This window comes from Candidatus Accumulibacter vicinus (genome assembly GCF_000584955.1).
GTDB classification, from domain to species: domain Bacteria; phylum Pseudomonadota; class Gammaproteobacteria; order Burkholderiales; family Rhodocyclaceae; genus Accumulibacter; species Accumulibacter vicinus.
This window is the reverse complement of record NZ_JDSS02000018.1, coordinates 167,883-190,624: the sequence shown is the minus strand read 5'-3', so window position 1 is coordinate 190,624 and position 22,742 is coordinate 167,883. Positions and strand designations below refer to the sequence as shown.

At 59.9% G+C, this 22,742-nt stretch carries 18 protein-coding genes and 1 pseudogene; 10 read left to right on the top strand and 9 right to left on the bottom strand.

All coding sequences use genetic code 11. The annotated features are described in order from the left end of the window. The 4 genes from dnaG to CAPSK01_RS05790 all read left to right on the top strand — a co-directional run. Positions 1–1,810: DNA primase (dnaG, locus tag CAPSK01_RS05805; protein ID WP_337958545.1), on the top strand; the 1,810-nt coding region annotated here is incomplete at its 5' end. Positions 1,811–1,862: 52 nt separating this feature from the next. Further along, complete coding sequence (rpoD, locus tag CAPSK01_RS05800; RefSeq protein WP_034924029.1) at positions 1,863–3,809, top strand: RNA polymerase sigma factor RpoD; 1,947 nt, start codon at positions 1,863–1,865, stop codon at positions 3,807–3,809. 165 nt (positions 3,810–3,974) lie between these two features. Continuing rightward, the gene (locus CAPSK01_RS05795) at positions 3,975–4,535 is read left to right on the top strand and encodes a sugar transferase (protein ID WP_034924026.1); all 561 of its coding nucleotides are present in this window, start codon (positions 3,975–3,977) and stop codon (positions 4,533–4,535) included. Positions 4,536–4,609: 74 nt separating this feature from the next. After that, entirely contained in the window at positions 4,610–5,833 is a 1,224-nt protein-coding gene (locus CAPSK01_RS05790; RefSeq protein ID WP_273703176.1) for an alpha/beta fold hydrolase, read from the top strand. Between the two features lie 10 nt (positions 5,834–5,843). Here CAPSK01_RS05790 and trpE read toward each other — a convergent pair whose 3' ends face one another. Genes trpE through rpe form a run of 3 tightly spaced genes read right to left on the bottom strand, consistent with a single transcriptional unit; the run spans position 5,844 to position 8,685 of the window. Further along, entirely contained in the window at positions 5,844–7,316 is a 1,473-nt protein-coding gene (trpE, locus tag CAPSK01_RS05785) for an anthranilate synthase component I (RefSeq protein WP_034923611.1), read from the bottom strand. Continuing rightward, entirely contained in the window at positions 7,313–7,999 is a 687-nt protein-coding gene (locus CAPSK01_RS05780) for a phosphoglycolate phosphatase (protein ID WP_034923609.1), read from the bottom strand. The genes trpE and CAPSK01_RS05780 overlap by 4 nt, the downstream gene beginning before the upstream one ends. After that, positions 7,996–8,685, bottom strand: coding sequence for a ribulose-phosphate 3-epimerase (gene rpe / locus CAPSK01_RS05775; RefSeq protein WP_034923607.1), 690 nt, complete (start codon positions 8,683–8,685; stop codon positions 7,996–7,998). The genes CAPSK01_RS05780 and rpe overlap by 4 nt, the downstream gene beginning before the upstream one ends. 145 nt (positions 8,686–8,830) lie before the next feature. On the opposite strand from rpe, the gene apaG reads away from it, so the two are divergent. Both apaG and CAPSK01_RS05765 read left to right on the top strand, forming a co-directional pair. Then, positions 8,831–9,214 carry a Co2+/Mg2+ efflux protein ApaG gene (gene apaG / locus CAPSK01_RS05770; protein ID WP_034923605.1) on the top strand — a complete coding sequence of 128 codons (384 nt, stop codon included), beginning with the start codon at positions 8,831–8,833 and terminating at the stop codon, positions 9,212–9,214. A gap of 10 nt (positions 9,215–9,224) precedes the next feature. Further along, entirely contained in the window at positions 9,225–9,818 is a 594-nt protein-coding gene (locus tag CAPSK01_RS05765) for a class I SAM-dependent methyltransferase (RefSeq protein ID WP_034923603.1), read from the top strand. 186 nt (positions 9,819–10,004) lie between these two features. Here CAPSK01_RS05765 and CAPSK01_RS05760 read toward each other — a convergent pair whose 3' ends face one another. The 3 genes from CAPSK01_RS05760 to CAPSK01_RS05750 form a co-directional block, all read right to left on the bottom strand. Continuing rightward, entirely contained in the window at positions 10,005–11,921 is a 1,917-nt protein-coding gene (locus CAPSK01_RS05760) for an FAD-binding oxidoreductase (protein WP_034923601.1), read from the bottom strand. Between the two features lie 106 nt (positions 11,922–12,027). Next, positions 12,028–12,525, bottom strand: a complete 498-nt coding sequence (locus CAPSK01_RS05755) for a hypothetical protein (RefSeq protein WP_034923599.1) — start codon at positions 12,523–12,525, stop codon at positions 12,028–12,030. Between the two features lies 1 nt (position 12,526). Continuing rightward, positions 12,527–14,083 carry a hydrogenase iron-sulfur subunit gene (locus CAPSK01_RS05750; protein ID WP_273703175.1) on the bottom strand — a complete coding sequence of 519 codons (1,557 nt, stop codon included), beginning with the start codon at positions 14,081–14,083 and terminating at the stop codon, positions 12,527–12,529. 247 nt (positions 14,084–14,330) lie between these two features. On the opposite strand from CAPSK01_RS05750, the pseudogene CAPSK01_RS22070 reads away from it, so the two are divergent. Continuing rightward, positions 14,331–14,480, top strand: a pseudogene (locus CAPSK01_RS22070) (integrase core domain-containing protein); the annotation flags it as partial. Between the two features lie 25 nt (positions 14,481–14,505). On the opposite strand, the gene CAPSK01_RS05745 reads toward CAPSK01_RS22070, so the two are convergent. Both CAPSK01_RS05745 and CAPSK01_RS05740 read right to left on the bottom strand, forming a co-directional pair. Then, positions 14,506–16,044: a DUF1302 family protein gene (locus CAPSK01_RS05745; protein ID WP_034923596.1), complete on the bottom strand. Its 1,539-nt coding sequence runs from the start codon at positions 16,042–16,044 to the stop codon at positions 14,506–14,508. After that, positions 16,025–16,873 (bottom strand): ABC transporter ATP-binding protein, encoded by an 849-nt coding sequence (locus CAPSK01_RS05740; protein WP_337958544.1) that lies wholly within the window; start codon positions 16,871–16,873, stop codon positions 16,025–16,027. The genes CAPSK01_RS05745 and CAPSK01_RS05740 overlap by 20 nt, the downstream gene beginning before the upstream one ends. Positions 16,874–17,004: 131 nt before the next feature. On the opposite strand from CAPSK01_RS05740, the gene CAPSK01_RS05735 reads away from it, so the two are divergent. The 3 genes from CAPSK01_RS05735 to CAPSK01_RS05725 are packed head-to-tail and all read left to right on the top strand — an operon-like array spanning position 17,005 to position 22,163. After that, entirely contained in the window at positions 17,005–17,724 is a 720-nt protein-coding gene (locus tag CAPSK01_RS05735) for an outer membrane lipoprotein-sorting protein (protein WP_273703199.1), read from the top strand. A 21-nt stretch (positions 17,725–17,745) separates the two neighbouring features. Beyond that, entirely contained in the window at positions 17,746–19,959 is a 2,214-nt protein-coding gene (locus tag CAPSK01_RS05730; RefSeq protein ID WP_034923579.1) for an HDOD domain-containing protein, read from the top strand. Further along, a complete protein-coding gene (locus CAPSK01_RS05725) occupies positions 19,956–22,163 on the top strand; it encodes an EAL domain-containing protein (protein ID WP_034923576.1) in 2,208 nt (735 codons plus the stop codon). The genes CAPSK01_RS05730 and CAPSK01_RS05725 overlap by 4 nt, the downstream gene beginning before the upstream one ends. Positions 22,164–22,222: 59 nt before the next feature. Here the strand turns inward: CAPSK01_RS05725 and CAPSK01_RS05720 are convergent. After that, positions 22,223–22,742 (bottom strand): DUF2059 domain-containing protein (locus CAPSK01_RS05720; RefSeq protein WP_034923573.1); only part of this gene is annotated, 520 nt, incomplete at its 5' end.

The window sequence follows — 22,742 nt, the reverse complement described above, 5'->3', positions numbered from 1 at the left end:
CCGCCCGTCTGCAGACGGGCGGCTATTGTCGCTTCTGGAACTGCGGCTGTTCAAGGGAGCCAAGTTGATCCCGGACACTTTCATTCAGGAGTTGCTGTATCGCATCGACCTGGTTGACCTGATCGACGGCTACTTGCCGCTGAAGAAAACGGGTGCCAACTTTGCTGCGTGTTGCCCGTTCCACAGTGAGAAGTCGCCTTCTTTTACGGTCAGTCCGAGCAAGCAGTTCTACCACTGCTTCGGTTGCGGCGCGCATGGCAACGCGATCAGCTTTCTTATGGAGCATGCTGGCCTTGGCTTTGTTGATGCCATCAAGGAACTCGCTGTACGAGCCGGCATGCCGCTTCCCGATGAACAGGGTCACGCTCCAGCGCAGGCCCCGAAATCGCAGGCGCTTGCCGAAAGGATGGCGAGGGCCGCGAAATATTACTACGAGCAGCTCAAACGATCCGAAACGGCGATCAGCTACCTCAAGAAACGGGGGGTCAGCGGTGAAATCGCTCGCCGGTTTGGTCTTGGTTACGCGCCAGACGGATGGCAGAACCTCGCCGCCGCTTTCGACGATTACAGCAACCCTGACTTGCAACTGGCGGGTCTGGTGGTCAGCAACGAACGAGGGCGTCTCTACGACCGTTTTCGCGAGCGAGTGATGTTTCCGATTGTTAACCAGAAGGGCGAGGTGATTGCTTTTGGTGGTCGCGTGCTTGGGCAGGAGGAGCCGAAATATCTGAACTCCCCCGAGACGCCCCTGTTCGAGAAAGGTCGCGAGGTATTCGGACTGCCGCAAGCACGCGCGGCGATTCGCAAGCACGATACGGTGATTGTCGTCGAGGGTTATCTGGATGTCGTGGCGCTTGCGCAGCATGGCACGGGCAATGCGGTTGCCACGCTCGGTACAGCCACCACGGGCATGCAGGTACAGAAGCTGCTGCGCCAGGCTGAGCGCATCGTTTTTTGCTTTGATGGCGATGCTGCCGGACGCAAGGCCGCATGGCGAGCCCTGGAGAACAGTCTGGAGGCTTTGACTGAACAGAAAAGCATTGCCTTTGTCTTTCTCCCTGATGGCGAGGACCCCGACAGTTTTGTTCGCAAACACGGCGGCGAGGCTTTTCAGCGGATGATCCTGCAGGCAACACCGCTCTCCGATTTCCTGCTCAGCGAATTGTCGGCGCGCTGCGAGCTGGGCACTGCCGAAGGCAATGCAAGGCTGGTCGCCGATGCCAAACCACTGCTCGGCCGTCTGCAGTCCTCGTTACTGCGGCTGCAACTGGTCAAGCGTCTGGCACAGGCCAGCGGCTTTTCGCAAGCCGAGATTGAACGGCTGTGCGAGCTGCGATCGCTGACGCAGCCAGCGCCGGCACGCGCGCCGCGCCAAGCACCTTCGCTGTTTCGGCCATTGCTGCGGCTATTGCTCCAGAAACCGCAACTGGCCTCATGCCTGCCACTCGACCTGCTTCCCGACAACTCGACTGAAGCCATGGCAGTGCGTCTGTTATGTGAAACGATTGCGGCTGCCGGCACCCAGCGGCTGGCCTACCCGACCCTGATCGAAAGACTCAGAGGCAGCAAATACGAGGATGTTCTGTGTGCAGCCGCGGCTGAACTAATGCAAGAGTCTTTTGCCGAAGACCAGATTGACGCTGAATTTACGGGTGCGGTCCAGCAGCTGCTCGAAGGCGCGAAAAAACGAGTCTTCCAGCGGTTGCAGGAGAAGGCCCGGAAGCTTGGTGTGAGCGGACTTTCGGGCGAAGAAAAGCGTCAATACCTGGCGGCGCTGACGGCAAGCGGGCGGGGCGGTGCCGAAGCATGAGGGATGATACAATCAAAAATTTTTCCAGTTTAACGCTATTCGGGAAATGGGCATGGTAAGGGAAAAGGCAGTGACTACGAAGGCGGCAAAAGCCAAGGCAGCGGCAGACCTTTTGGCGCAGGTCGGGAGCCAACCGGTACCGGTTGACGACGAGACGCGCAAGATGCGTCTCAAGACGCTGATCAAACTCGGCAAGGAGCGAGGCTTTCTGACTTACGCCGAAATCAATGATCACCTGCCTGACGATGTGGTTGATGCGGAGCAGATAGAAAGCATCATCAGCACTTTTAACGACATGGGCATCCAGGTTTACGATGAAGCACCGGATGCCGAAACGCTGCTGATGTCGGATGCCGCTCCGGCGGCCGGTGCAGACGATGCCGATGTCGAAGAGCAGGCAGAACAGGCGTTGTCGACCGTGGACTCCGAGTTCGGCCGGACGACCGACCCGGTGCGCATGTACATGCGCGAAATGGGTTCGGTCGAGTTGCTGACCCGTGAAGGCGAAATCGAGATCGCCAAGCGTATCGAAGATGGCCTCAAGCACATGATCCAGGCGATCTCCGCCTGTCCGACAACGATTGCCGAGATCCTCAGTTGCGCCGACAAGATCGCGCGCGATGAAATGCGCATCGATGAATTGATCGATGGGCTGATCGACCCTGAAGTTGATAACTCCCTGGCAGAGTTGGTCGAGGAAGTGGCTGAGGACGATGAGGAAGACGAGGAGGAAGGCGGCGAGGCGGTTGAGGGTGCGGCGGCTGCCGCCTCGCTGCTCAAACTCAAGACCGAAGGGCTTGCACGCCTTGAGCTGATCAGATCGCACTACGCACAAGCGCATGGGGTCTTGCCCAGAAAAGGCTCCCAGGACAAAACCTACCTCAAGCTCCAGCAGCAGATCTCGGAAGAGATGATGGGTATTCGCTTCACTTCGAAGACCATTGAGCGCCTGTGCGACTCGGTGCGTGCGATGGTCGATGAGGCGCGAGCCTGCGAGCGTAAGATCCAGCGAATCTGTGTCGATACGGTGCGCATGCCCCGGGCGCATTTCATCAAGGTCTTCCCTGGCAATGAACTGAACATTGACTGGGTGGACGCCGAGATCGCTGCGGCCGGCAAGACCTATGGTGCGATCCTCTCGCGCAACGCGCCGAACATCAAGGAAGAGCAGAGGAAATTGCTTTCTCTGCAGGACCGTATTGGCATTCCGTTGCGCGAGTTGAAGGACATCAACAAGCAGATGTCTACCGGTGAAGCCAAGGCGCGCCGTGCCAAGCGGGAAATGACCGAAGCCAATCTGCGACTGGTGATCTCGATTGCCAAGAAGTATACCAATCGCGGCCTGCAATTTCTTGATCTCATCCAGGAAGGCAACATTGGTCTGATGAAGGCTGTCGACAAATTCGAATATCGACGTGGCTACAAGTTTTCGACCTATGCTACCTGGTGGATCCGCCAGGCGATCACTCGCTCGATCGCCGATCAGGCACGGACCATCCGCATTCCGGTGCACATGATCGAGACGATCAACAAGATGAATCGCATTTCCCGACAGATTCTGCAGGAAACCGGCCTTGAAGCCGATCCGGCAACGCTGGCCAAGAAGATGGAGATGCCGGAAGAAAAGATCCGCAAAATCCTGAAGATCAGCAAGGAGCCGATCTCGATGGAAACGCCGATCGGCGATGACGACGACTCACATCTTGGTGATTTCATCGAAGATCATGCGACGCTTGCACCGACCGAGGCTGCCCTTTACTCGAGCCTGCGCTTCATCACCAAGGATGTGCTGGATACCCTGACTCCGCGCGAAGCGAAGGTGTTGCGCATGCGCTTTGGTATCGAAATGAATACCGACCACACCCTTGAGGAAGTCGGTAAACAGTTTGACGTGACTCGTGAGCGTATTCGTCAGATCGAAGCCAAGGCCCTTCGGAAGCTTCGCCACCCATCACGCTCGGACAAGTTGCGCAGCTTTCTGGATAACGGCAATGGCTAGCGGAAGGCGAAGACGCTTTGCGTATACGCGTATGCCATTCCACGGTAGATAGACGTTATTCGACGTGTCGATGGGCGTCATTGCGGCTTCCTGCGCGCAGGCAAGCACCGTTGCCGTCGCTACGCCGTTGTCAGCAGGGCGAAAATGCCCATGAAACGTTTTCCAATCAAGCGTCTTTTTGACTTGTTGCTGGCCTGTCTGGCGGCGGTGTTGCTGTTGCTCCCTGCCAGTCTGGTCGCTCTGTTGGTCAAGTTATCGTCGCCCGGACCCGTGCTCTATTGGTCCGATCGCGTCGGACGGGGCAACCGGATTTTCAGTATGCCGAAGTTCCGCAGCATGCGGGTTGGAACACCGGCCGTGGCGACCCATCTGTTGACCGATCCACAGGCTTGCCTGACACCAGTGGGTTCGTTCCTGCGCAGATTCAGCCTCGACGAACTGCCGCAGTTGTGGAGCATTCTGGTGGGCGACATGAGCTTTGTAGGGCCACGCCCAGCCCTGTATAATCAGCATGATTTGATCGCTCTGCGCAGCGAACGCGGGGTGCATGCGTTGCTGCCGGGATTGACCGGTTGGGCACAGGTTAACGGTCGCGATGAACTGCCCATTGCCCAAAAGGTCGAGCTCGATAGCGAGTATCTGCAGCGCCAATCGTTATGGCTCGATATCCGGATACTGTGGCTGACTTTTGCCAAGGTTGTGCACGGCGAAGGGGTATCGCATTGACGGTCGGTCGGGCAAGCAAGACGGATTTGCCGACTGCGGATTCGGGACTTGCCATCACTGTTGAAGGACAACCCATGTCGCATGATGGTAGAAAAGCCTTCGGGTCACCGTTGCGAAGAACCGGTTACAGTCACGTTGCTAAAGCTGCAGTTCAGGAAACCACGCTGTGCATCAAGGAGATGCATGCGGCCATTGCCGACCAGTCTTTCGACGTCCTGCGGCGAATTCCGCTGCTTTCTTGGCCGGCTCAAGTCGTGCAAGCTGCTCATGAAGCCATTTCAGCAGGCGTCTACACTGCAATTTTCCACGGCAGCGGGGCTTTGCTCGACGTCGCCGCAATCCTCGAAAGGCAGCGCCAATCCCCGGATAAATCGCCAGGGCGCTTTGCGAGTGGCCTGCACAGCGCACTCAACGGCGCTTTCGGAGATCACCTGGCGGCTAGCAACAACCGGCTGGCGATCAACATGGCGATACGGGTGAACGGAAAGGTCGTGCCGCTGGACACCGATGCGCTGCGCAGTGCTTTTCCCGGCGCGGGCAGGCGCCTTTGCGTTTTCGTCCACGGACTAGGATGTGACGAACATTGTTGGGAATGTGGTGATCCCGGCGAAGCTGCCGCTACGTACGCCAGTCATTTCGGGCGCCAGGTTCAAGCTGAATGGGCCTGCACACCACTCTACCTGCGCTACAACTCAGGCCTGCCGATTGCCGAAAATTGCGCGCAACTGGCGGTTCTGCTCGATAATTTGCTGGCGGTCTGGCCGCAACCGGCCAACGAACTGCTGATCATCGGTCACAGCATGGGCGGCCTGATCGCCCTTGGCGCCTGTGATCAGGCGATGGCGCTGGGGATGTCATGGCCGCAGTCGACACGGATGCTGATTTGCCTCGGATCACCGCACCTCGGATCACCGCTTGAGCGACTTGGGCAGTTGGCAACCGTAGGGTTGAAACTTACTAAAATCACCCGCCCACTCGGGAACATTGCCGCTACACGCAGCCAGGGGATCAAGGATCTGCGCCGTGGCCCAGGGGCTCCACGGACTCTGTCCAAGCCGCACACGATAGCTTTCCGCTTTCTGGGTGCCAGTCTCACCGAAGACGTCGAGCATCCGATCGGCGAATTCCTTGGCGATGGGCTGGTGCCGCTGAGTAGTGCGATCGCGCATGAAATCACGGGTGACGTCCAGTGCGCCAGGCTGGGCAAACTCGGTCACCTGGAAATGCTGAACGACACGCGCGTCTATCGGCAGATCAGGGAATGGCTCGACGTGCTGGGCGCGCCGGCAGAATGTTGAGGCCGCGAGATTACATACGGGTATCGAGGCCGTGTTCAGCCAGTTCGGCGGCACGCAGTACGGCGCGGGCCTTGCTCTGCGTTTCCTGCCATTCGGATGCCGGGTCGGAATCGGCGACGATGCCGGCACCCGCTTGCACGTGCAGCTGGCCGTCCTTGACGATGGCGGTGCGGATCGCGATCGCCAGGTCCATGTCACCGTTGAAACCGAGATAACCGACCGCGCCGGCATAGATGCCGCGTTTGACCGGTTCAAGCTCGTCGATGATCTCCATGGCCCGGACCTTGGCCGCGCCCGAGACGGTTCCCGCCGGGAAGGTTGCCTTGAGCACGTCGAGCGCGTTCAGGCCTGGCCGTAGTTTGGCTTCGACGTTCGAGACGATGTGCATCACGTGCGAGTAGCGCTCGACGATCATGTTTTCGGTGAGCTTGATCGTACCGACGCGAGCGACACGGCCGATGTCGTTGCGACCGAGGTCGAGGAGCTGCACGTGCTCCGCACGTTCCTTTTCGTCGGCGAGTAACTCGGCAGCGAGTTCCTGATCTTCCTCAAAGGACACGCCACGTCGGCGTGTGCCCGCGATCGGTCGGACAGTGACCGTGTCGCCTTCGAGACGGACGAGAATTTCGGGTGAAGCGCCGACGACATGGAAATCCTCGAAGTCGAAGTAGAACATGTACGGCGACGGGTTGAGCGAACGCAGCGAACGGTACAGCGCCATCGGGCTGGCAGCCAGGGGTTTGCTCATGCGCTGTGACAGTACCACCTGCATGATGTCGCCCTCGGTGATATAACGCTTGGCTCTCAGTACCGCTTGCCTGTACTCCGACTCACCAAACATCGAGGTCGCGGGTTGCGAAGATTGCGGCGCTTCCGGCGGAATGCGGACCGGTTCGCGCAGGCGGGCGAGCAATTCTCTGAGCCTGGCCTGCGCTTTCGGATAGGCGCCGGGAACGCCGGGCTCCGCATAGACGACCAGTGTCAGTTTGCCGGAAAGGTTGTCGACCACTGCAATTTCTTCCGAAAGCAGCAGCACGATATCGGGAATGCCGAGGTCGTCCGTTTTCTGTGACCGTGTCAGCCGGGTCTCGATATAGCGGACGGTGTCATAGCCGAAGCAGCCGACCAGACCACCGCAGAAGCGTGGCAGACCGGTGGTGGGAGCTGCACGAAAACGCTTCATGTACTTGCCGATGAAGTCGAGCGGGTTGGTGTCGTCTTCGCGTTCGGCGATGCGATTGCCGTTCAGCACCAGTACCTGATGCGCGTTGACGACGATGCGCGTCGGGCTGGCCAGACCGATGATCGAGTAACGGCCAAAACGCTCGCCGCCCTGTACCGATTCGAGCAGGTAACTGTAGGGGCTGTTGGCGAGCTTCAGGTAGATGGAGAGCGGCGTATCGAGATCGGCGAAGGTCTCAAGGGTTACCGGGATGCGGTTGTAGCCTTCGCCAGCGAGGCGATTGAAATAAGCTTCAGTCATGCGTGGATCAGGAGTGGGGCAGCTTCTGCAAGGGACGAGACTATAGCATCACATGCCAGATCACGAACATCTCGTCCTTCGTTGTAGCCGTAAGGGACCAGAAAAACGGGGCAGCTGGCCGCTCTTCCGGCATGAAAGTCATGTACCGAATCGCCAATCATCAGCACGTCGACCGGCGAGAAACCCAGGCGGCCGCAGGCCCAGAGCAGGGGCATCGGATCGGGTTTCGGACGCGGCAGGACGTCGCCACTGACGATTACCTCGAAAAAGGGGAGCAGGCCGGTACGCTGCAGTAACGGTAGAGTGAATGCTTCGGCCTTGTTGGTAATGACGCCTAGCGGCAAATCCAGCGCCTTGAATGCCTCAAGACCTTCGCGAACACCAGGAAAAAAGGCGGCATGACGACCGTTCTCGGTACGGTAGTGGTGCTTGAAGCTGGCCAGCGCCTCCGCTGGGGGCGGCGTGGCATCGTCGGCGGCGGCCATCGAACCTGCCAGAACGCGTTTGACCAGGTTGGGAATGCCGCGCCCGACATAGCTGCGAATCGACTCGACCGAAATCTCGCTGCGACCCAGGTCGTGCAGCATGGCATTGGCAGCGGCATGGAGATCGAGGACGGTATCCAGCAAGGTGCCGTCGAGATCAATCAGTACGGCGCGTACGGCAAGCGGTGAAGAGATCATGGCTTTTCCAGTTGCCCGCGCAGCGTTGCGAGTATGCTGTTGTAGCGGTGGCGATCGCTGTCGCTGCCGGCGCCGAAAACCGCCGATCCGGCGACAAAAGTGTCGGCGCCGGCGCGGGCGATGGCGGCAATGTTGTCGACCTTTACTCCGCCGTCGACCTCCAGCCGGATTCGCCGCCCGCTGTCCTGCTCATAGGCGTCGATTCTGGCGCGTGCTGCCGCGAGCTTGGCCAGCGTGGAAGGAATGAACTTCTGCCCACCAAAACCCGGATTGACGCTCATCAGCAAGATGATGTCCAGCTTGTCCATGACGTGATCCAGATAGTCGAGTGGCGTTGCCGGATTGAACACCAGCCCCGGCTGACAACCGCTTTCCCGGATCAGAGCGAGCGTCCGGTCGACGTGTTCGGACGCTTCCGGATGAAAGGTGATGATGTTGGCTCCCGCCCGGGCAAAGTCGGGAACAATGCGATCGACCGGTTTGACCATCAGGTGTACGTCGATCGGTGCTCGCGTCAGTGGGCGGATGGCCTCGCAGACCAGCGGACCGATGGTCAGATTGGGGACGTAATGGTTATCCATCACATCGAAGTGAATCCAGTCGGCACCGGCAGCGATGACGTTCACGACCTCTTCGCCAAGCCGGGCGAAATCGGCAGAAAGGATGCTCGGAGCAATCAAATACATGGCAGGGACCCCTGGGAAATTGGACTCGATTCTAGCGCGAAAAGGCGGGTCCGCTTAGAGGAAAGCCTCGCTTTCTCGACAGGCTTGTCATTACCTTCGGTTTGGTGTGCAATGCCGGTTCTGATCGTTCCGACATTGAGCACATATGGCCGCAAGCAAGAAATATGGGGTTGCCGTCAGCGCAATCCCGCAATATATCGCCGAGCAGTCGGATCCGGCGAATGACCACTACGTGTTTGCGTACACGATTACCATCGAGAACGTCGGAACCGTGCCGGCGCAGTTGGTTTCGCGGCACTGGATCATCACCGACGCGAGCGGTGAGGTCCAGGAGGTGCGTGGTCTTGGCGTTGTTGGCCGGCAGCCGTTGCTGCAACCGGGTGAGAAGTTTGCCTACACCAGCGGCTGCCAGCTCGACACACCGGTCGGCACGATGCGCGGCAGTTACCAGTTGACGGCCGTCGACGGCAGGCAGTTCGAGGCGGAAATCCCCGAGTTCACCCTGGCCGTTCCACACGTTCTGCACTGATTGCCGACAATTGGGTCTCAAGCACAGTTACACGCTGATTTCCCCGTTCTACGATGCAGTGCTGGCGGCCGCCACCCGCGCAGCGCGCGTACGCAGCCTCGCAGCCTTGCCACAGGCACCCGCGCGCGTGCTCCTGAGTGGCGTCGGGACCGGCCTTGACCTGCCGCTCTTGCCAACGCAGCACCGCTATACCGGCATCGATTTGACGCATGCCATGCTGCGCCGGGCGGTGCCGCGTGCGGCTCCGCTTGATTTCTGCTGTGTTCAGGGGGATGCGCAGCGCCTACCGTTTGCCGACGGCAGTTTCGACCATGTCGTCCTGCACCTGATCCTCGCCGTCCTGCCGAATCCATTCGCCTGCCTCAGTGAGACGGCACGCGTGCTGGTACCCGGCGGCAGCGTGCTGATCTTCGACAAGTTCTTGCAGCCAAGGCAGTGGGCGCCTGTGCGGCGACTGCTCAATCCCGTGGTCAGTCGCATTGCGACAAGGCTGGACGTGGTCTTTGAGGAAGTGCTCGAGCAGACGCCACAACTGGTTCTCGAAAGCGACCAACCAGCGCTGGCGGCCGGCTGGTTCAGACGGATTCGCTTGAAACGCGTTTAAGGTGAAAATCACGTCAACGGATCTTCCCAACAACGGTCATGGAATAGCGGTGCTCAAAGCTGCCGTCGAACACTGCTTGCAAGATACCCACCCCATCCATGCCAACGCCCTACAGTCCCTATTGATCCTGAACTTCCAAACCTTCCAGAAGATTCCATCGTGACCGCCCGCGGTATATCTCCGGTCCTAATGTTGGCGGGGCTGAAAGGCCATTGAACGCGCCGATACGCTGAAGGCATCCGAGAAGCAGGCCCCGTCTTCGGCGCCGTGCTTCTTGAGGAAGGGGAAGATCGCCTCGACCATGCGTACCGAGCCGCAGGCGTAGATTTCGTGTTCCTTGAGTTCCGGGAAGTCTTCGAGAATCGCTTCATGAACCAGGCCGGTGCGGCCGTTCCAGGAGTCCTCGGGGGCCGGATCCGAGAGTACCGGAACGAAGTGAAAGTTTTCGTGCTCGCGCGCCCAATGTTCCGGCAGATCGGGCAGGTACAGGTCCTTGCGGCTACGCACCCCCCAGTAAAGATGGATCTGGCGCTGCAGCCCGCGCCTGAAGGCGTCCTCGACCATGCTCTTGACCGGTGCGAAGCCGGTGGCGCCGGCGACGAAGACGATCGGCCGCGCGGACTCGCGCAGCGTGAAGTCGCCCAGCGGGCCTTCGAAACGGACTTGGTCGCCAACCTTCATCGCTTCGAAGACGTGCGTGGTGAAACGGCCGCCAGGCATCAGCCGGATCTGCAGTTCGACAAACTCGGCTTCGTGCGGCGGATTGGCAAACGAGAAGGCACGCCGCTGACCGTCTTCGAGAATGATGTTGATGTACTGGCCGGCCTTGAAGGCAATCTGCTGCCCTTCCGGTAGCTTGAGCAGAACACGCATGACGTCGTCGGTGAGTTTCTCCATGCCGACGACGCCGGCGCTGTACTCCCGGAGAATCTTCGGCGCCGTGCTCGCCAGGTACTCGATTTCGACGTCTTCGAGCGCGCTGGCGCAACACAGCAGGACCTTGCCCTGCGCCAGTTCGGCGGCGGAAAGCGCGCTCGGCTGGTAGAGTCCGGGATCGACCTTGCCCTGCAGCACTGTGCACTTGCACACCCCACAGCCGCCGTTACGGCATTCGTAGGGCAGATTGATGTCCTGGCGCAGGCCAGCGTCGAGCAGTGTTTCGCCAAAGCGTGCGCTGATGGCCTTGTGGTCGGGGTGAAAAGTGATCGAATTCTGTGCCCTCGCCGAACCCAGGCGCTTCGGTGGTAGCCAGGGCAGCAGGAAGAACAGGGCCGTGAGGCCGAGCACCCAGTACCAGAGGTGCAGCGGGTTGATCACGTAGACCAGCGCCAGCACCGGCAACTCGAACCAGTCGAAGTCGATGTCGGTCGGCACCACCGACATGTCGGCTTCGCCACCCTGGCTAAGTATCGGCTTGACCAGCGCGAGTGCCAGAAACATCACGCTGACCGCGATGGCGATCGGGCGGGGCGGATTGATGTGCGCACGCGGGACGCGCTGGACGTGTACCCACATGATGAAAGCGACGATCAGGGGCGCGCCGATGTGGATGAAGGCCAGCAGCGTGAACAGGCGGCTGTTGACGCTCTCGAGGTAGAGGAAGTTGCGGATCAGCGTGCCATTGAACATGGGCAAAACGTCGAACCACTCGGCAGTGGCGATGACCACGAATTGCGCGAGCTTGTCCCAGACCAGCATGAAGCCATTGACGCCGGCAATGTAAACCAGCCACAACAGGGCCACGCCGGTCAGCCATGAGAACGAACGAAAACCGCGATAGCGGTCATAGGCAAAGTGCCGCAGCATGTGCAGCAGCATCGTCAGGATCATGCCGTCTGTCGCGTAGCGGTGGATGCTGCGCAGGATGCCGCCGGCCCACCACTGGTCGTGGGTGATCCGCTCGACCGACTCGAAAGCGTCATGCACGCCGGTATCGGCGAAGATGTAGAGGTAGAGGCCGGAGCCCACCAGCAACCAGAACTGCCAGAAGCTGATCGTTCCCAGATGATAGAAAGGGTTCATCTTGTCGCCGAAGGCGACGTTGAACACGTTCTCGATGCGCATGAACAGCCAGCGCAGGAGTTGTTGCAGGATTTTGACCATGATCGATTTCAGCTCGGGAGATTAATGTGTCGTGCGGCGTGATTGGCGGCCGGCGGGAAGCGGCGCCCGTGTCCAGGTTGGTCGGCGGCGAGGGGGATGAGCGTGATCATTTGAAGAACAGGCCACCACGGTCCGGGTTGAAGTCGATCACCATCACTTGTCCCGGTACGAGGGTGATCTCGGCTTCCTTGCTGAAGTTGAAGCCAGGCTTGATGAGGTTGTCGTTCATTCTGACGGCTACCCGGTGCTTGCCGGCTTTGAGCTCGAAGCGTTTGTACACCGTCGAAACCCCGTCCTTGTAGAGGCCGGTGGGGTGCATCACGGTGCGGAAAGCGGGCTGACCATCGAAATCGACTTCAAGCCTGATGTCGGATCGCTCGCGCGGGCACTCCATGGGCGCGCGCATGTTGGGTGGCAGTTTGGCGAGTTCTTCAGGCGTGCGTTTGCGACACTCGCGGTCGCCAAGGTGGCTGATCGACAGCTTGATCAGCGCGATGTCGTCAGGAATCTGCCGGTATTTCGGCGAGGTCGAAAAGTAGCCGATAAAGGCAGCAAAAGCGCCGTAGAGGATCAACTGGCCAACGATGGCGGTGGGTTTAAGCATGTTAGGGGGCTTTCCGCTGATAGGGGGGAAGTCTGTCGCCAGAAACCGTTTCGAGCCGGGCTCTGAACTCGGCCAGCGCATCGGCCAGAGTACTGCTGTCGCGGGCTGCGGCGGGATAGAGTTGCAGTCGCGAAGCCGGGACGGTCTTGCGCAAATGGGGTTCACGCTGGCCGAGCAGGCGTTCGCTGGTCCATCGGTCGCCGAGGCGAAAATCGCAACCGCCGTGACGGCAGGTGCTCACGAATACCCCGTCAGCACCGCCGCGCAATGCGTATTCAACGAAGGCCGGCGGCAACATGCCGGTGCACAGCAGGGGAATCACCGCGGTGTCGGCGGCGGCCAGGGCGCTGGCGTCGGCGCCGCGCGTGCAACTGAAAACGACGATCGTGCGGAGGCCCGAGCATTGGGCCAGAGCCTGCTCGAGCTGCTCGCGCAAGGCATTGACCGGCTGCTGCGGCATGTCGATGCCGGTGGTCAGCGTCTCCTGTCTGCGAAAAGGGGTCGATGAAGGGCAGGCACCCGCGCAGATTCCACAAGCTGCGCAGAGATCGGCATCGACGACCGCCAGTTGCAGACCTGGCCGCCGTGGGTGCGGCGCCATGCTGATCGCTGCATAGGGGCAGTCGGCGAGGCAGCGATCGCAGCCGGTACAGTTGGCCGCATCGACGACGGCGACCGGCTGCGGCCGCGGCCGCGGGAGAACGGGCAGGGCGAAGAGCAGCGCCGTTAGCCCGAACAGCAGCGTCCAGATGAGCGCCGGCGAACTCAGGTCGGTCAGCGGATGAATGAACAGGATGAACCAGTCGAGGCCAATCGCGCCGGGGACCCTCGCCAGATTGGCCGGCGGATTGCTGAGCGCTGGCTTGAGCAGCGAAAGAACGAGCAGCGTCGCCAGCGTCGCCAGCATGGCGCGCCGGGACGGCAGGTAATCGACATGGCTGATGCGATGCACATGCGCCCACAGGCCGAGGATCAGCAGCAGCGGCACGCCGAGATGGAGGAACACCAGCATGGTGAAGAAGCGATCGTTGATCGAGTCCGGCGCCATGAAGTTGCGTGCCGACGGTTCGCTAAAGATCGGCAGCCAATCGAGCAGTTCAGTGGTGGCGGTGGCCGACAACTGTGCGAGCTGGTCCCAGACGATCCAGTAGCCACCGATGCCTGCGAGGTAGGCGAGCCAGAGCAGCGGTACGCCGGTCATCCAGGAATAGCGGCGGAAGCCGTGGTAGCGCCCGTAGCACCATTCGCGAACGAGGTGCAGCAGCATCACCAGCATGAAGCCATCAGACGCATAACGGTGCAGACTGCGCAGAATGCCGCCGAGATACCACTGTTCGCTGGAGAGCTCGCCGATCGAGCGGTAGACGGCGTCGATGCCGGTGTCGAGCACCGCGTACAGATAGAGCCCGCTGCCGACGACAATCCACAGCAGGTACAGGCCGAGCGCGCCGAGATGTCGCAGCGGGTTGTCGTCCCCCCCGAAAGGGGTATCGAGCGCTTCTTCGAAGCGCAGAAAGACGCTTTTCACGCCATTGCGCAATACTGCGTGGAAACTCACTTTGCTGGGGTCCCTGGGCCGGTGCCGATGATTATTAGTACTTGATTATATTTCTGGCAGATGACCAGTGTCTTGACACGAGTCAAATCCGAAACTCTTCCCTTGCCGCAGATTGCTGGCTGCCGGCAACTATAGTGGAACCCGGATTTCAGACAATGGTTTAAGCTGATCTCTGGTCATCGGGAAAGAGAAGCGATGAGCGAAGTGAAGAAGCGTCGGGTGCACAGTCCCGAGTTCAAGGGTGTTCGACCACATTTTCGTCGAGCGGCTCTGGCGCAGCGTCAAGCATGAGGACGTCATTCTGAAGGGCTATGCCACGGTAGGCGAACTGATGGTCGGCCTGGCAGAGTACTTCGCCTTCTACAACGGCGAGCGCCCGCACCCGTCTCTGGGCTAGCAAACACCCCAGGTCGTTAGAGGCGTCAGAAGTTGTAGAGGATCTCGGTATAAACGCGGTCCTTGGCGTCGTAGCGGCCGAAATACCCTGCCGGAGACCCCTTGAAGATATCGACACCCATCGCCAGGCTCCAGTTCTTTTCGAAATGCCAGTTCATTCGGGGTCGCAACATCCAGTCGGTGCGGTTCAGGCTGGCGATCCACAGCGCCTGTGCCTCGAACTTGTCGCTGAACTTGTGGTTGAGCAACAGGCTGTAACCATATTCCTTGGCCAGAGGAATGATGTCCGGATCATGATTGAAGAAATGGTTCTGGAAAATCTGCGCGTTGATCCGGGTATCGGCAAACTGGTTGAAATCCAGGCCAAGGACCCAGAGCAGTGTGTTCTGCGGCACGACCCCGTCGGCATCGGTCGCATTGGTGACCTCATATTTACGGCCGCGCGTATAAACCACCTCGCCCTTCAGGACCAGCGAACCGAAATCCTTGCCTAGCGTGCTGCCCAACTGATTGATACGGTCGTGCCTGGCCTGATAAATCATGGTCGGCAGAGGGGCGGCAACGATTGACCGGTAGAAGGTCGGCGCGACACTCATGCTGCTGTAGGCAAAGCCAGCCACATCCCAGCCATCACGCAACACGGACAGCCGCAGACCGTAGTTGGTATGATCAAGACCGCGCGCCGGAATTTTTTCGTTGCGAAACACCGTGGCAACACCCGGAGGGGGCGGCGGTGTGTAGGCGAAGAACTCGGAGCCAGGCTTGCCGATGTTGTCGTAGCTGGCGACCGGGATCCAGACCAGTTCGGCGTGGAAATCGTTCTTGAAATACTCTGCCCTGGCCGCCCACTGCGGAATACGCAGGATATCGAAGGTCGGCAGGATGAACTGCCGCATGTCCTTGGCAGAAACCACGTCGCCAAACAGCAGCCCGACCATTTCACCCCAGACGATCTGCTGACGGCCAAAGCGGAAGTCCCAGTCTCCTGCGCCAATATCGAGATAGTTTTCGCGCAGGAGAACATTGAAACGTTGGTTATCCGCCACCGCCTGCGGATAAAAATCGGTGAAGGTATAGGTCGCGTCATAGTCGACACGCGCTCCAAGTTTCCATTTGACCTGGCTGCCGAGATCGCCCTGCGTGCTCAGATCGACGCGGGTCATCATTTCCGACCAGTGTCGTGGCTTGGGCCAGTCATAGGCCATCACGTTCTGGATGAACCCCTTCAAGCCCGCTGCACGCGCCGACGACTGTCTGGAAGAGTCCGTTGCCTGCGGCGATGAAGGCTGATCGTCAACGAACAAGGATTCCCGACGGGCGGGGGGCTGGTCTGCAGCCGTCGCAGGCTCGTCATCGTCAAACAGGCTATCCCTGCTCGTCGGTAGGGCATCGGCCGGTTTGGCGGCGAGCATGATGCGCGTTGGCCTGGTCTCCGAGCGGTCGAACACGTCGGCGCCGGGGCGATCAGTACTGCCCGTGGGGTCACTCATCGCGGCCATTGGCGAACTCAGCAGAACAGCGACGACCAGACAAATGAAACGCCGGCTAATTCTTCTGGATTGCATCACTGTCTTCCTCGTTATGTTCCATGGGGGCATCCGAACTTTCGGCAGACTGGCTGAACCATTCATCGTTGTCATTGTTGAGAGGAGTTCCGGGCTTGCGATCAGGCAAGAAAATCCACTTCCCGCCGGAGGGACGCTTTCCGAGCGTGACAACTTCGCCATCCTCAATGCGGATCTGACGGCGGGCATTGTTGATCACCCGGTCATCGTGGGTCGAAAATATGAAAGCCGTGCCCTGTCTCCGGTTGATGTCTTTCATCAGGAAGAGGATTTCCTTGCTGGTCTGACGATCGAGGTTCGCCGTCGGTTCGTCCGCCAGCACAATCGCCGGGTGGATCGCCAGCGCCCTGGCAATCGCCACCCGCTGACGCTGGCCGCCACTCAACTGATTCGGGCGATTCGCCGCGTATTTCGACAGGCCGACGACATCCAGGAAATACGCGACGCGCTTCCGGCGCTCGGCACTCGAAAGATCCTTGCGGTGCAGCAGGGGATACTCGACATTCTCGGCGGCTGACAACACCGGTAACAGATTGAAGGTCTGAAAGATGAAACCGATTTTACGTGCACGTAAATCGGCCAGCTGATCAGGTGTCCGCCCACTCACATCCTCGCCATGGATGTAGATCTTGCCGCTGGTCGGCGTGTCGATACAGCCGATCAGGTTCAGCAAGGTAGTCTTGCCACTGCCCGAAGGACCTGCAATCGCCAGGAAGACGCCGGGTTCGATACTCAAATGAATGTCCTTCAGGGCTTGGACTTTCTGTTCGCCAAGTAGATAATCCTTGTATACATGTTCTATGCGGACAATGGGTTCGGGCATGCTCATCGGTGGCACTTCCTGCCAACCGCGTCGACGGCCAGCACAATGGGTTGAAAACTATGGAAATCATGACTATCCGCCATCTTGGTGTCAACACTGCACTGGCACTCCTGCTTGCCGCTGTCCTGGCCAGCACCATGCCGGTACGGGCGGCGGAGTCGGTTTTGCAGGCCGCAGGCGACGATGCCGAGGCCCGGCTGATCGTTGAAAAGGCCGACCAGGTTCGTTTCCCGACCGAAGGCTTCCAGGTGGACGTCAGCATCACGACCACCGGCAGCGGACAGGGTTCCGAGGTACGCAAGTACCGCGTGCTTTCCAAGGGCAACACCAACAGCGTCGTGATGGTCACCGAACCGGCGTCCGAACGTGGCCAGATCCTGTTGATGAAAGGTCGGGACCTATGGGTATTCATGCCCGACGTTTCTCAACCGATTCGGCTCTCCCTCTCGCAAAGGCTGACCGGTCAGGTGGCCAACGGCGATCTGGCGCGTGCCAACTTCGCTGCCGACTACAACCCGAGGCTGTTACGGCGCGAAAAAATCGGCAACGAGGAATATCACGTTCTCGAGCTGACCGGTGTCGACCGCAGCGTCACCTACCAGCGGGTACTCTACTGGGTCCGGGACAAGGACTTCTGGCCTTTCAAGGCAGAGTTCTATTCGCTCTCCAACCGTCTCCTGAAGACCTGCAAATACGAGAACTTCAAGGCCATGGAAGGGAGAAAACGACCCACCCGACTGGTCATGGAAGACGCTCTGCGCGGCGGTGAACAGTCCGTCCTTGAGTATGGAAGTATGAAGCTTCGGGATCTGCCGGACAAAGTGTTTACCAAGGACTATCTCAAGAAGCTCGATTAGTGATCCCCTGCCACCACCACGATGTATAGCTTACCGGAACCGATTCGCCATGCCATGGAGTCGGGACGCGCGCCATCGCCGCCACAGATACTGTTGCGACTCCTGCAGATGGTCGACGATGACTGCACGACCATGGCCGAACTGGCCAGTTTGGTCGAGCAGGATCCCGGCTTGTGCACCCGCGTCCTGACCGCTGCCAACTCATCCGCGCTCCGGCGTGGCAATCCCCTGCGCAGTATCGAGAGTTGCCTGCAGGCACTCGGCACCCGCCTGGTTCGTTCGATCGCGACCTGTCTGTCGGTCCAGAGTCTGTTTGACGAACGGACTGCCACGCGGGCGGTCGATCTGTCAGGGTTCTGGACACACTCGCTGCTGGTTGCCGAACTGTCCCGCAGCCTGGCGGCCGCCACCAGCTATCAGCAACCGGATGAAGCTTATCTGGCGGGCCTGCTGCATGATGTCGGGGAACTGATTCTGCTCTCGGCCCTGGGTGAGCCCTATCTGAAGCTCCTCGCTGCCTGTCCCGATGAAAGCGCTTTGTCGGAAATGGAAAAGGAACGCTTCGGTGTTGACCATGGCGAAATCGGCACCTGGCTTGCCGATCGGTGGCATCTTGATTCGTCGTTTGCCGATGGCATCCTCTTTCACCACCAGCCGGCCGAGCAGATGCTGACCGGCACGCATCTGACCCAGGTGGTGTGGCTGGCACACGCGCTGGCTTGCGACGACGAAGTGAGCGAGGAACTCGGGCAACTCGCCGAGCAGATGTTTGGCAACGCCAGCGGCAGCCTCCTGAGTGCGTTGCGTACTCAGGCAGCACAACGAATGTGCATGCTTGCCGAGGCAATCGGCATGACGCTCCAGGAACGGCAAGTTGGTGGCAGGAGCACCGGCCTGCCGCGCGTACTCGGCATTGACCCCCGCCCCGTGCCCGATACCCATAGCCTGATTGCCCACATCATTGGCAATCAGGCCCTGATGCAACCTTTGCAAGATGATCTGTTCGCGCTCGATACCGCTGCCGAAGTATTTTCCGGCCTGCGTGCTTCGGCGCGCATCCTGTTTGACCTGAACCATCTCGCCTTCCTGCTGTGCGATCCGCGGGACGGCCGACTGACCGGCCAGGGCATCGCCGAACAAGCGCCTGTGTTCAGTCAGGTCAGCATTCTTCCCGAGGAACAACGAAGCCTGGCGGCAGCGGCGGCGCTCAGTAAGAAGATCCGATCTTCGTACGACCGTGATCCGCCAGCGGTGAAGTCCCTGATGGATCTGCAGTTTGCCCGGGCTTTTGCGAGCAACGGCCTGTTGTGCATTCCGATGATCGGGCGTGGAGGAACGGTCGGCGTCATGGTTGCCGGCCTGAGTGCAGGCCAGTTTGCCCGGCTGGGTCGCCGTTTGCCGGGTCTGGCGAACTTCGGACGAATTGCCGGCAGCAGTCTGGAAAGCTGGCGCGCAGCCCAGGAAGTCCGCGCCCAGATCGAGGATGCGGTTGCGGAGCGTTTTACTCGCCAGGCCAGGCACATCGTGCACGAAGCGGGCAACCCGCTGACCATCATCAAGAGCTATCTCAGGATCCTGAGCGCAAAGCTGCCGCAGGCAGCCGAAGTTCGCCACGAACTGAACATCCTGAATGAAGAAATCGAACGAGTGGCCAGCATTGTGCGACGTATGCGCGATACTCCCGAGGCGCAGGCTGATGAGCACACGGTCGACCTCGGCAAGTTGCTGCGCGAACTGCTGCTGCTCTATCGTGAGGTGCTTTTCGATTCGCGAGGCATTGTCGTCGAAATGCTCCTGCCTGCACAGACCGTCCGGATTGCCTGCGATCGCAACAGCCTCAAACAGATCCTCCTCAACCTGTGGAAAAATGCCTCCGAGGCACTTTCCCGAGGGCAACGCTGCCGGATTTTGCTGACTGACGACATCCTGCATCAGGGGCGGCACTTTGCCGAGCTGAAAATCGAGGACAATGGGCCTGGCATCAGTGAAGAAGCGATGCGCCCGTTGCATCACCCTGCTGATGTCCGTAGCAGAGGAGACCGCGGTATCGGGCTGTCGATCGTCGGCGCACTGGCACAGCGCCTGGGAATCCCGGTGATTTGCCGCAGCAAGCCAGGTTTCGGAACCATGATCGCCTTGTTGTTGCCCATACCGGAGCGCACGCCGCCCTTGGGCAGTGGACAGCCACAGCAGAAGACGGTCTTGTCGCCGGACACCTCTCGGGAGCAACCATGAAGGCCATCGCGGATTTCAACTTTTCGCCACAAAGTCTGGACATCCAGGAGACTCCCTACAAAATCCTGATCGTCGATGACGAGGATCGGATCCGGGCGGCCTACCGGCACCTGCTGGCTGGCGAGGGGCGCATCATCGAGGAATGCGGCACTGGCAACGAAGCCCGCTATCGCCTTGAGGAGCGCGACGTCGATGTCCTGATCCTCGATCTCAATCTGCCTGACATCAATGGGCTGGATATCATGGAATGGATGCTGCACCAGCATGTACCGACGGCGGTGGTCGTCTTCAGCGGCGACGAATCGATCGACTCGGCCATCCGTGCCCTGCGCCACGGCGCTTTTGAATTCATCCGCAAGCATGGCGATCCCCAGGAACTCATCGACACCGTAGACCGTGTCCTGCATCGCCGTCGGATCGAGCGGGAACACGCCATGATGACGGTTCGTCTCGAACAGTCCGAACGTCTGCATCGCTTTCTGGTGGAACAGTCACCGGATTTCATCTATACGCTCGACAAGGATGGCCTCTTCATTTTCGTCAACGGCCGCGTGCAGGCAATGCTCGGCTACACCCGCGAAGAACTCCTGGGCAAGCATTACTCGACGATCGTTTATCCGGATGATCTGGAACATGCCCGCTTTGTTTTCAACGAACGGCGAATCGGTGACCGCGCCAGCACCAACGTCGAAATCCGGTTGCAGACGAGAACCCGGGGAGTGCGCCATTTCGAAAACCGGACCATCGTGACCATCCTCAGCGCGCAGGGCATCTATGCCGCCAATGGGGAGCCGACCGACCGGCAATTCGTGGGGACATCGGGCGTTGCACGGGACATCACCGACCGCAAGAAAGCCGAGGAAACAATTGCTTTTCAAGCCTTTCACGACCTGTTGACCGGTCTTCCGAACCGGATCCTGTTCAAGGATCGACTGGGGGTTGCCCTGAAGCAGGCGAAACGGAAAAACAAGCGGGTGGGGGTGATGTTCATCGACATCGACCGATTCAAGCTGGTCAATGACACCTATGGTCATCACGAAGGCGACGAGCTGCTCAAGTGTTTTGCCGAGCGCAGTCGCAGTTGTCTGCGCTCGGGAGACACCCTGGCTCGCCAGGGGGGCGACGAATTCACCGTGCTGCTGCCCGATCTGGGGAACGGCGAGGATGCCACAGTCATCGCTGCCAAGATGCTGGCCGAACTCAAGCGCCCCTTCAAGGTGGCCGGTCTGGATTTCTTTACCACCGTCAGCATTGGCATCGCGCTCTACCCCGACAACGGCGAAACCCCCGAGGTGCTTCTGCGCAATGCGGATATTGCAATGTACCAGATCAAGGGACGTGGCAAGAACGGCTACCTTCACTACGCGCCAGAGATGCACAGCGGCCACAGCATGCGCCTCACGCTGGAGGGCGACCTGCGGCAGGCGCTGGAAAGCGGCGATCAATTCGAACTCTATTATCAACCACAAATCAGCTTCAGCCAGCGGCGAACCATCGGGATGGAAGCCCTGATCCGCTGGCATCACCCGCGCCATGGCCTGATGATGCCGGATACCTTCATTCCCTTGGCCGAAGATACCGGAATGATCGTCGCCCTCGGCGAATGGGTCATCGACCGGGCACTTTGCCAGTTGGCGTCCTGGCGCAGCAAGGGATTCACCCGTCTGCAACTGGCGATCAACCTCTCGCCGAAAGAACTTGAGCGCGGCGATCTGCCCGAGCGGATCATGCAGCGCCTTGATGCCTATGCGATTCCTGCAGCGGCGCTCGACATCGAGATTACCGAGACCCTGCTGATGCACGACGCCGAGAGAAACATCAGCACGGTGAAGCAATTGCGCAACTGCGGGCTGCGGGTTTCCATCGATGATTTCGGGACCCGCTACTCGTCTCTCAACTATCTGCGCCGTTTCCCGATCAACAGCATCAAGATCGACCAGTCCTTCGTCCGCGACCTGAACCCCGACAAGCAAAGTTCGACCTCGATCATTCACGCCATTGCCTGCATCGCTAGCAGCTTCGACTTGCGCATCCTGGCCGAAGGCGTTGAAACCGAAGCCCAGAGGCAGATGCTCAGCGGCCTGGACTGCGACGACATGCAGGGTTTTCTGTTCAGCCGGCCGCTAGCCGCAGCAGCGTTCGAGGGGTTCCTGACCGGTAACCGCTTCCCGGCACATGACCGGGCGATCACCCCGCTGATGTGAAAGGCGAGCCTGTGACTCGCGACTCTGCGCGTCTGCCTTCCGACCCGCGGCGTGAAGCATCAGGGGCGTGCCTGGCCGACCACGGCCGGAACGCTGCGCTTGTCCGTCTCGCGCCGATACAACTCGAGGATGCGCGCTTGCTCGGCCTGCAGGCGACGCAAGGCCTGCGTCAGAAGAGGCGTTCGCGTTTCGCCGATGCGCTCCGGCGCTTCGCGCACCACTTCGTTCTGCGCCGCGACCCAGCGTCGTCCTGCCGGCGTCCGGAACAGCTTCAAGGCGGCGTCCATGTCGCGCTCGGCCAGCTTTTCCCGCCACAGGTCGCGGTATACTTCACGTAGGGCCGCTTCGCTATGGGCGGCGGTGCACAGTCCTTCGGCATAGCGCTGGTAGGCAGCGACCAGCTCGACCCAATAGGGCGAGCCCGGGCCGAGTCCGCCAAAGTAGTCGGGTTGCGACTTGACCAATTGCTCGGGTGAAACCAGGCTCATCTCGTGCAGGCATTGCCGGCCCTGATCGGGCACGGCGAGCAGGCTGAGCAGCGTTCCGGGGCCAGCCGGCCATTCGGCCTCGACGTGCATG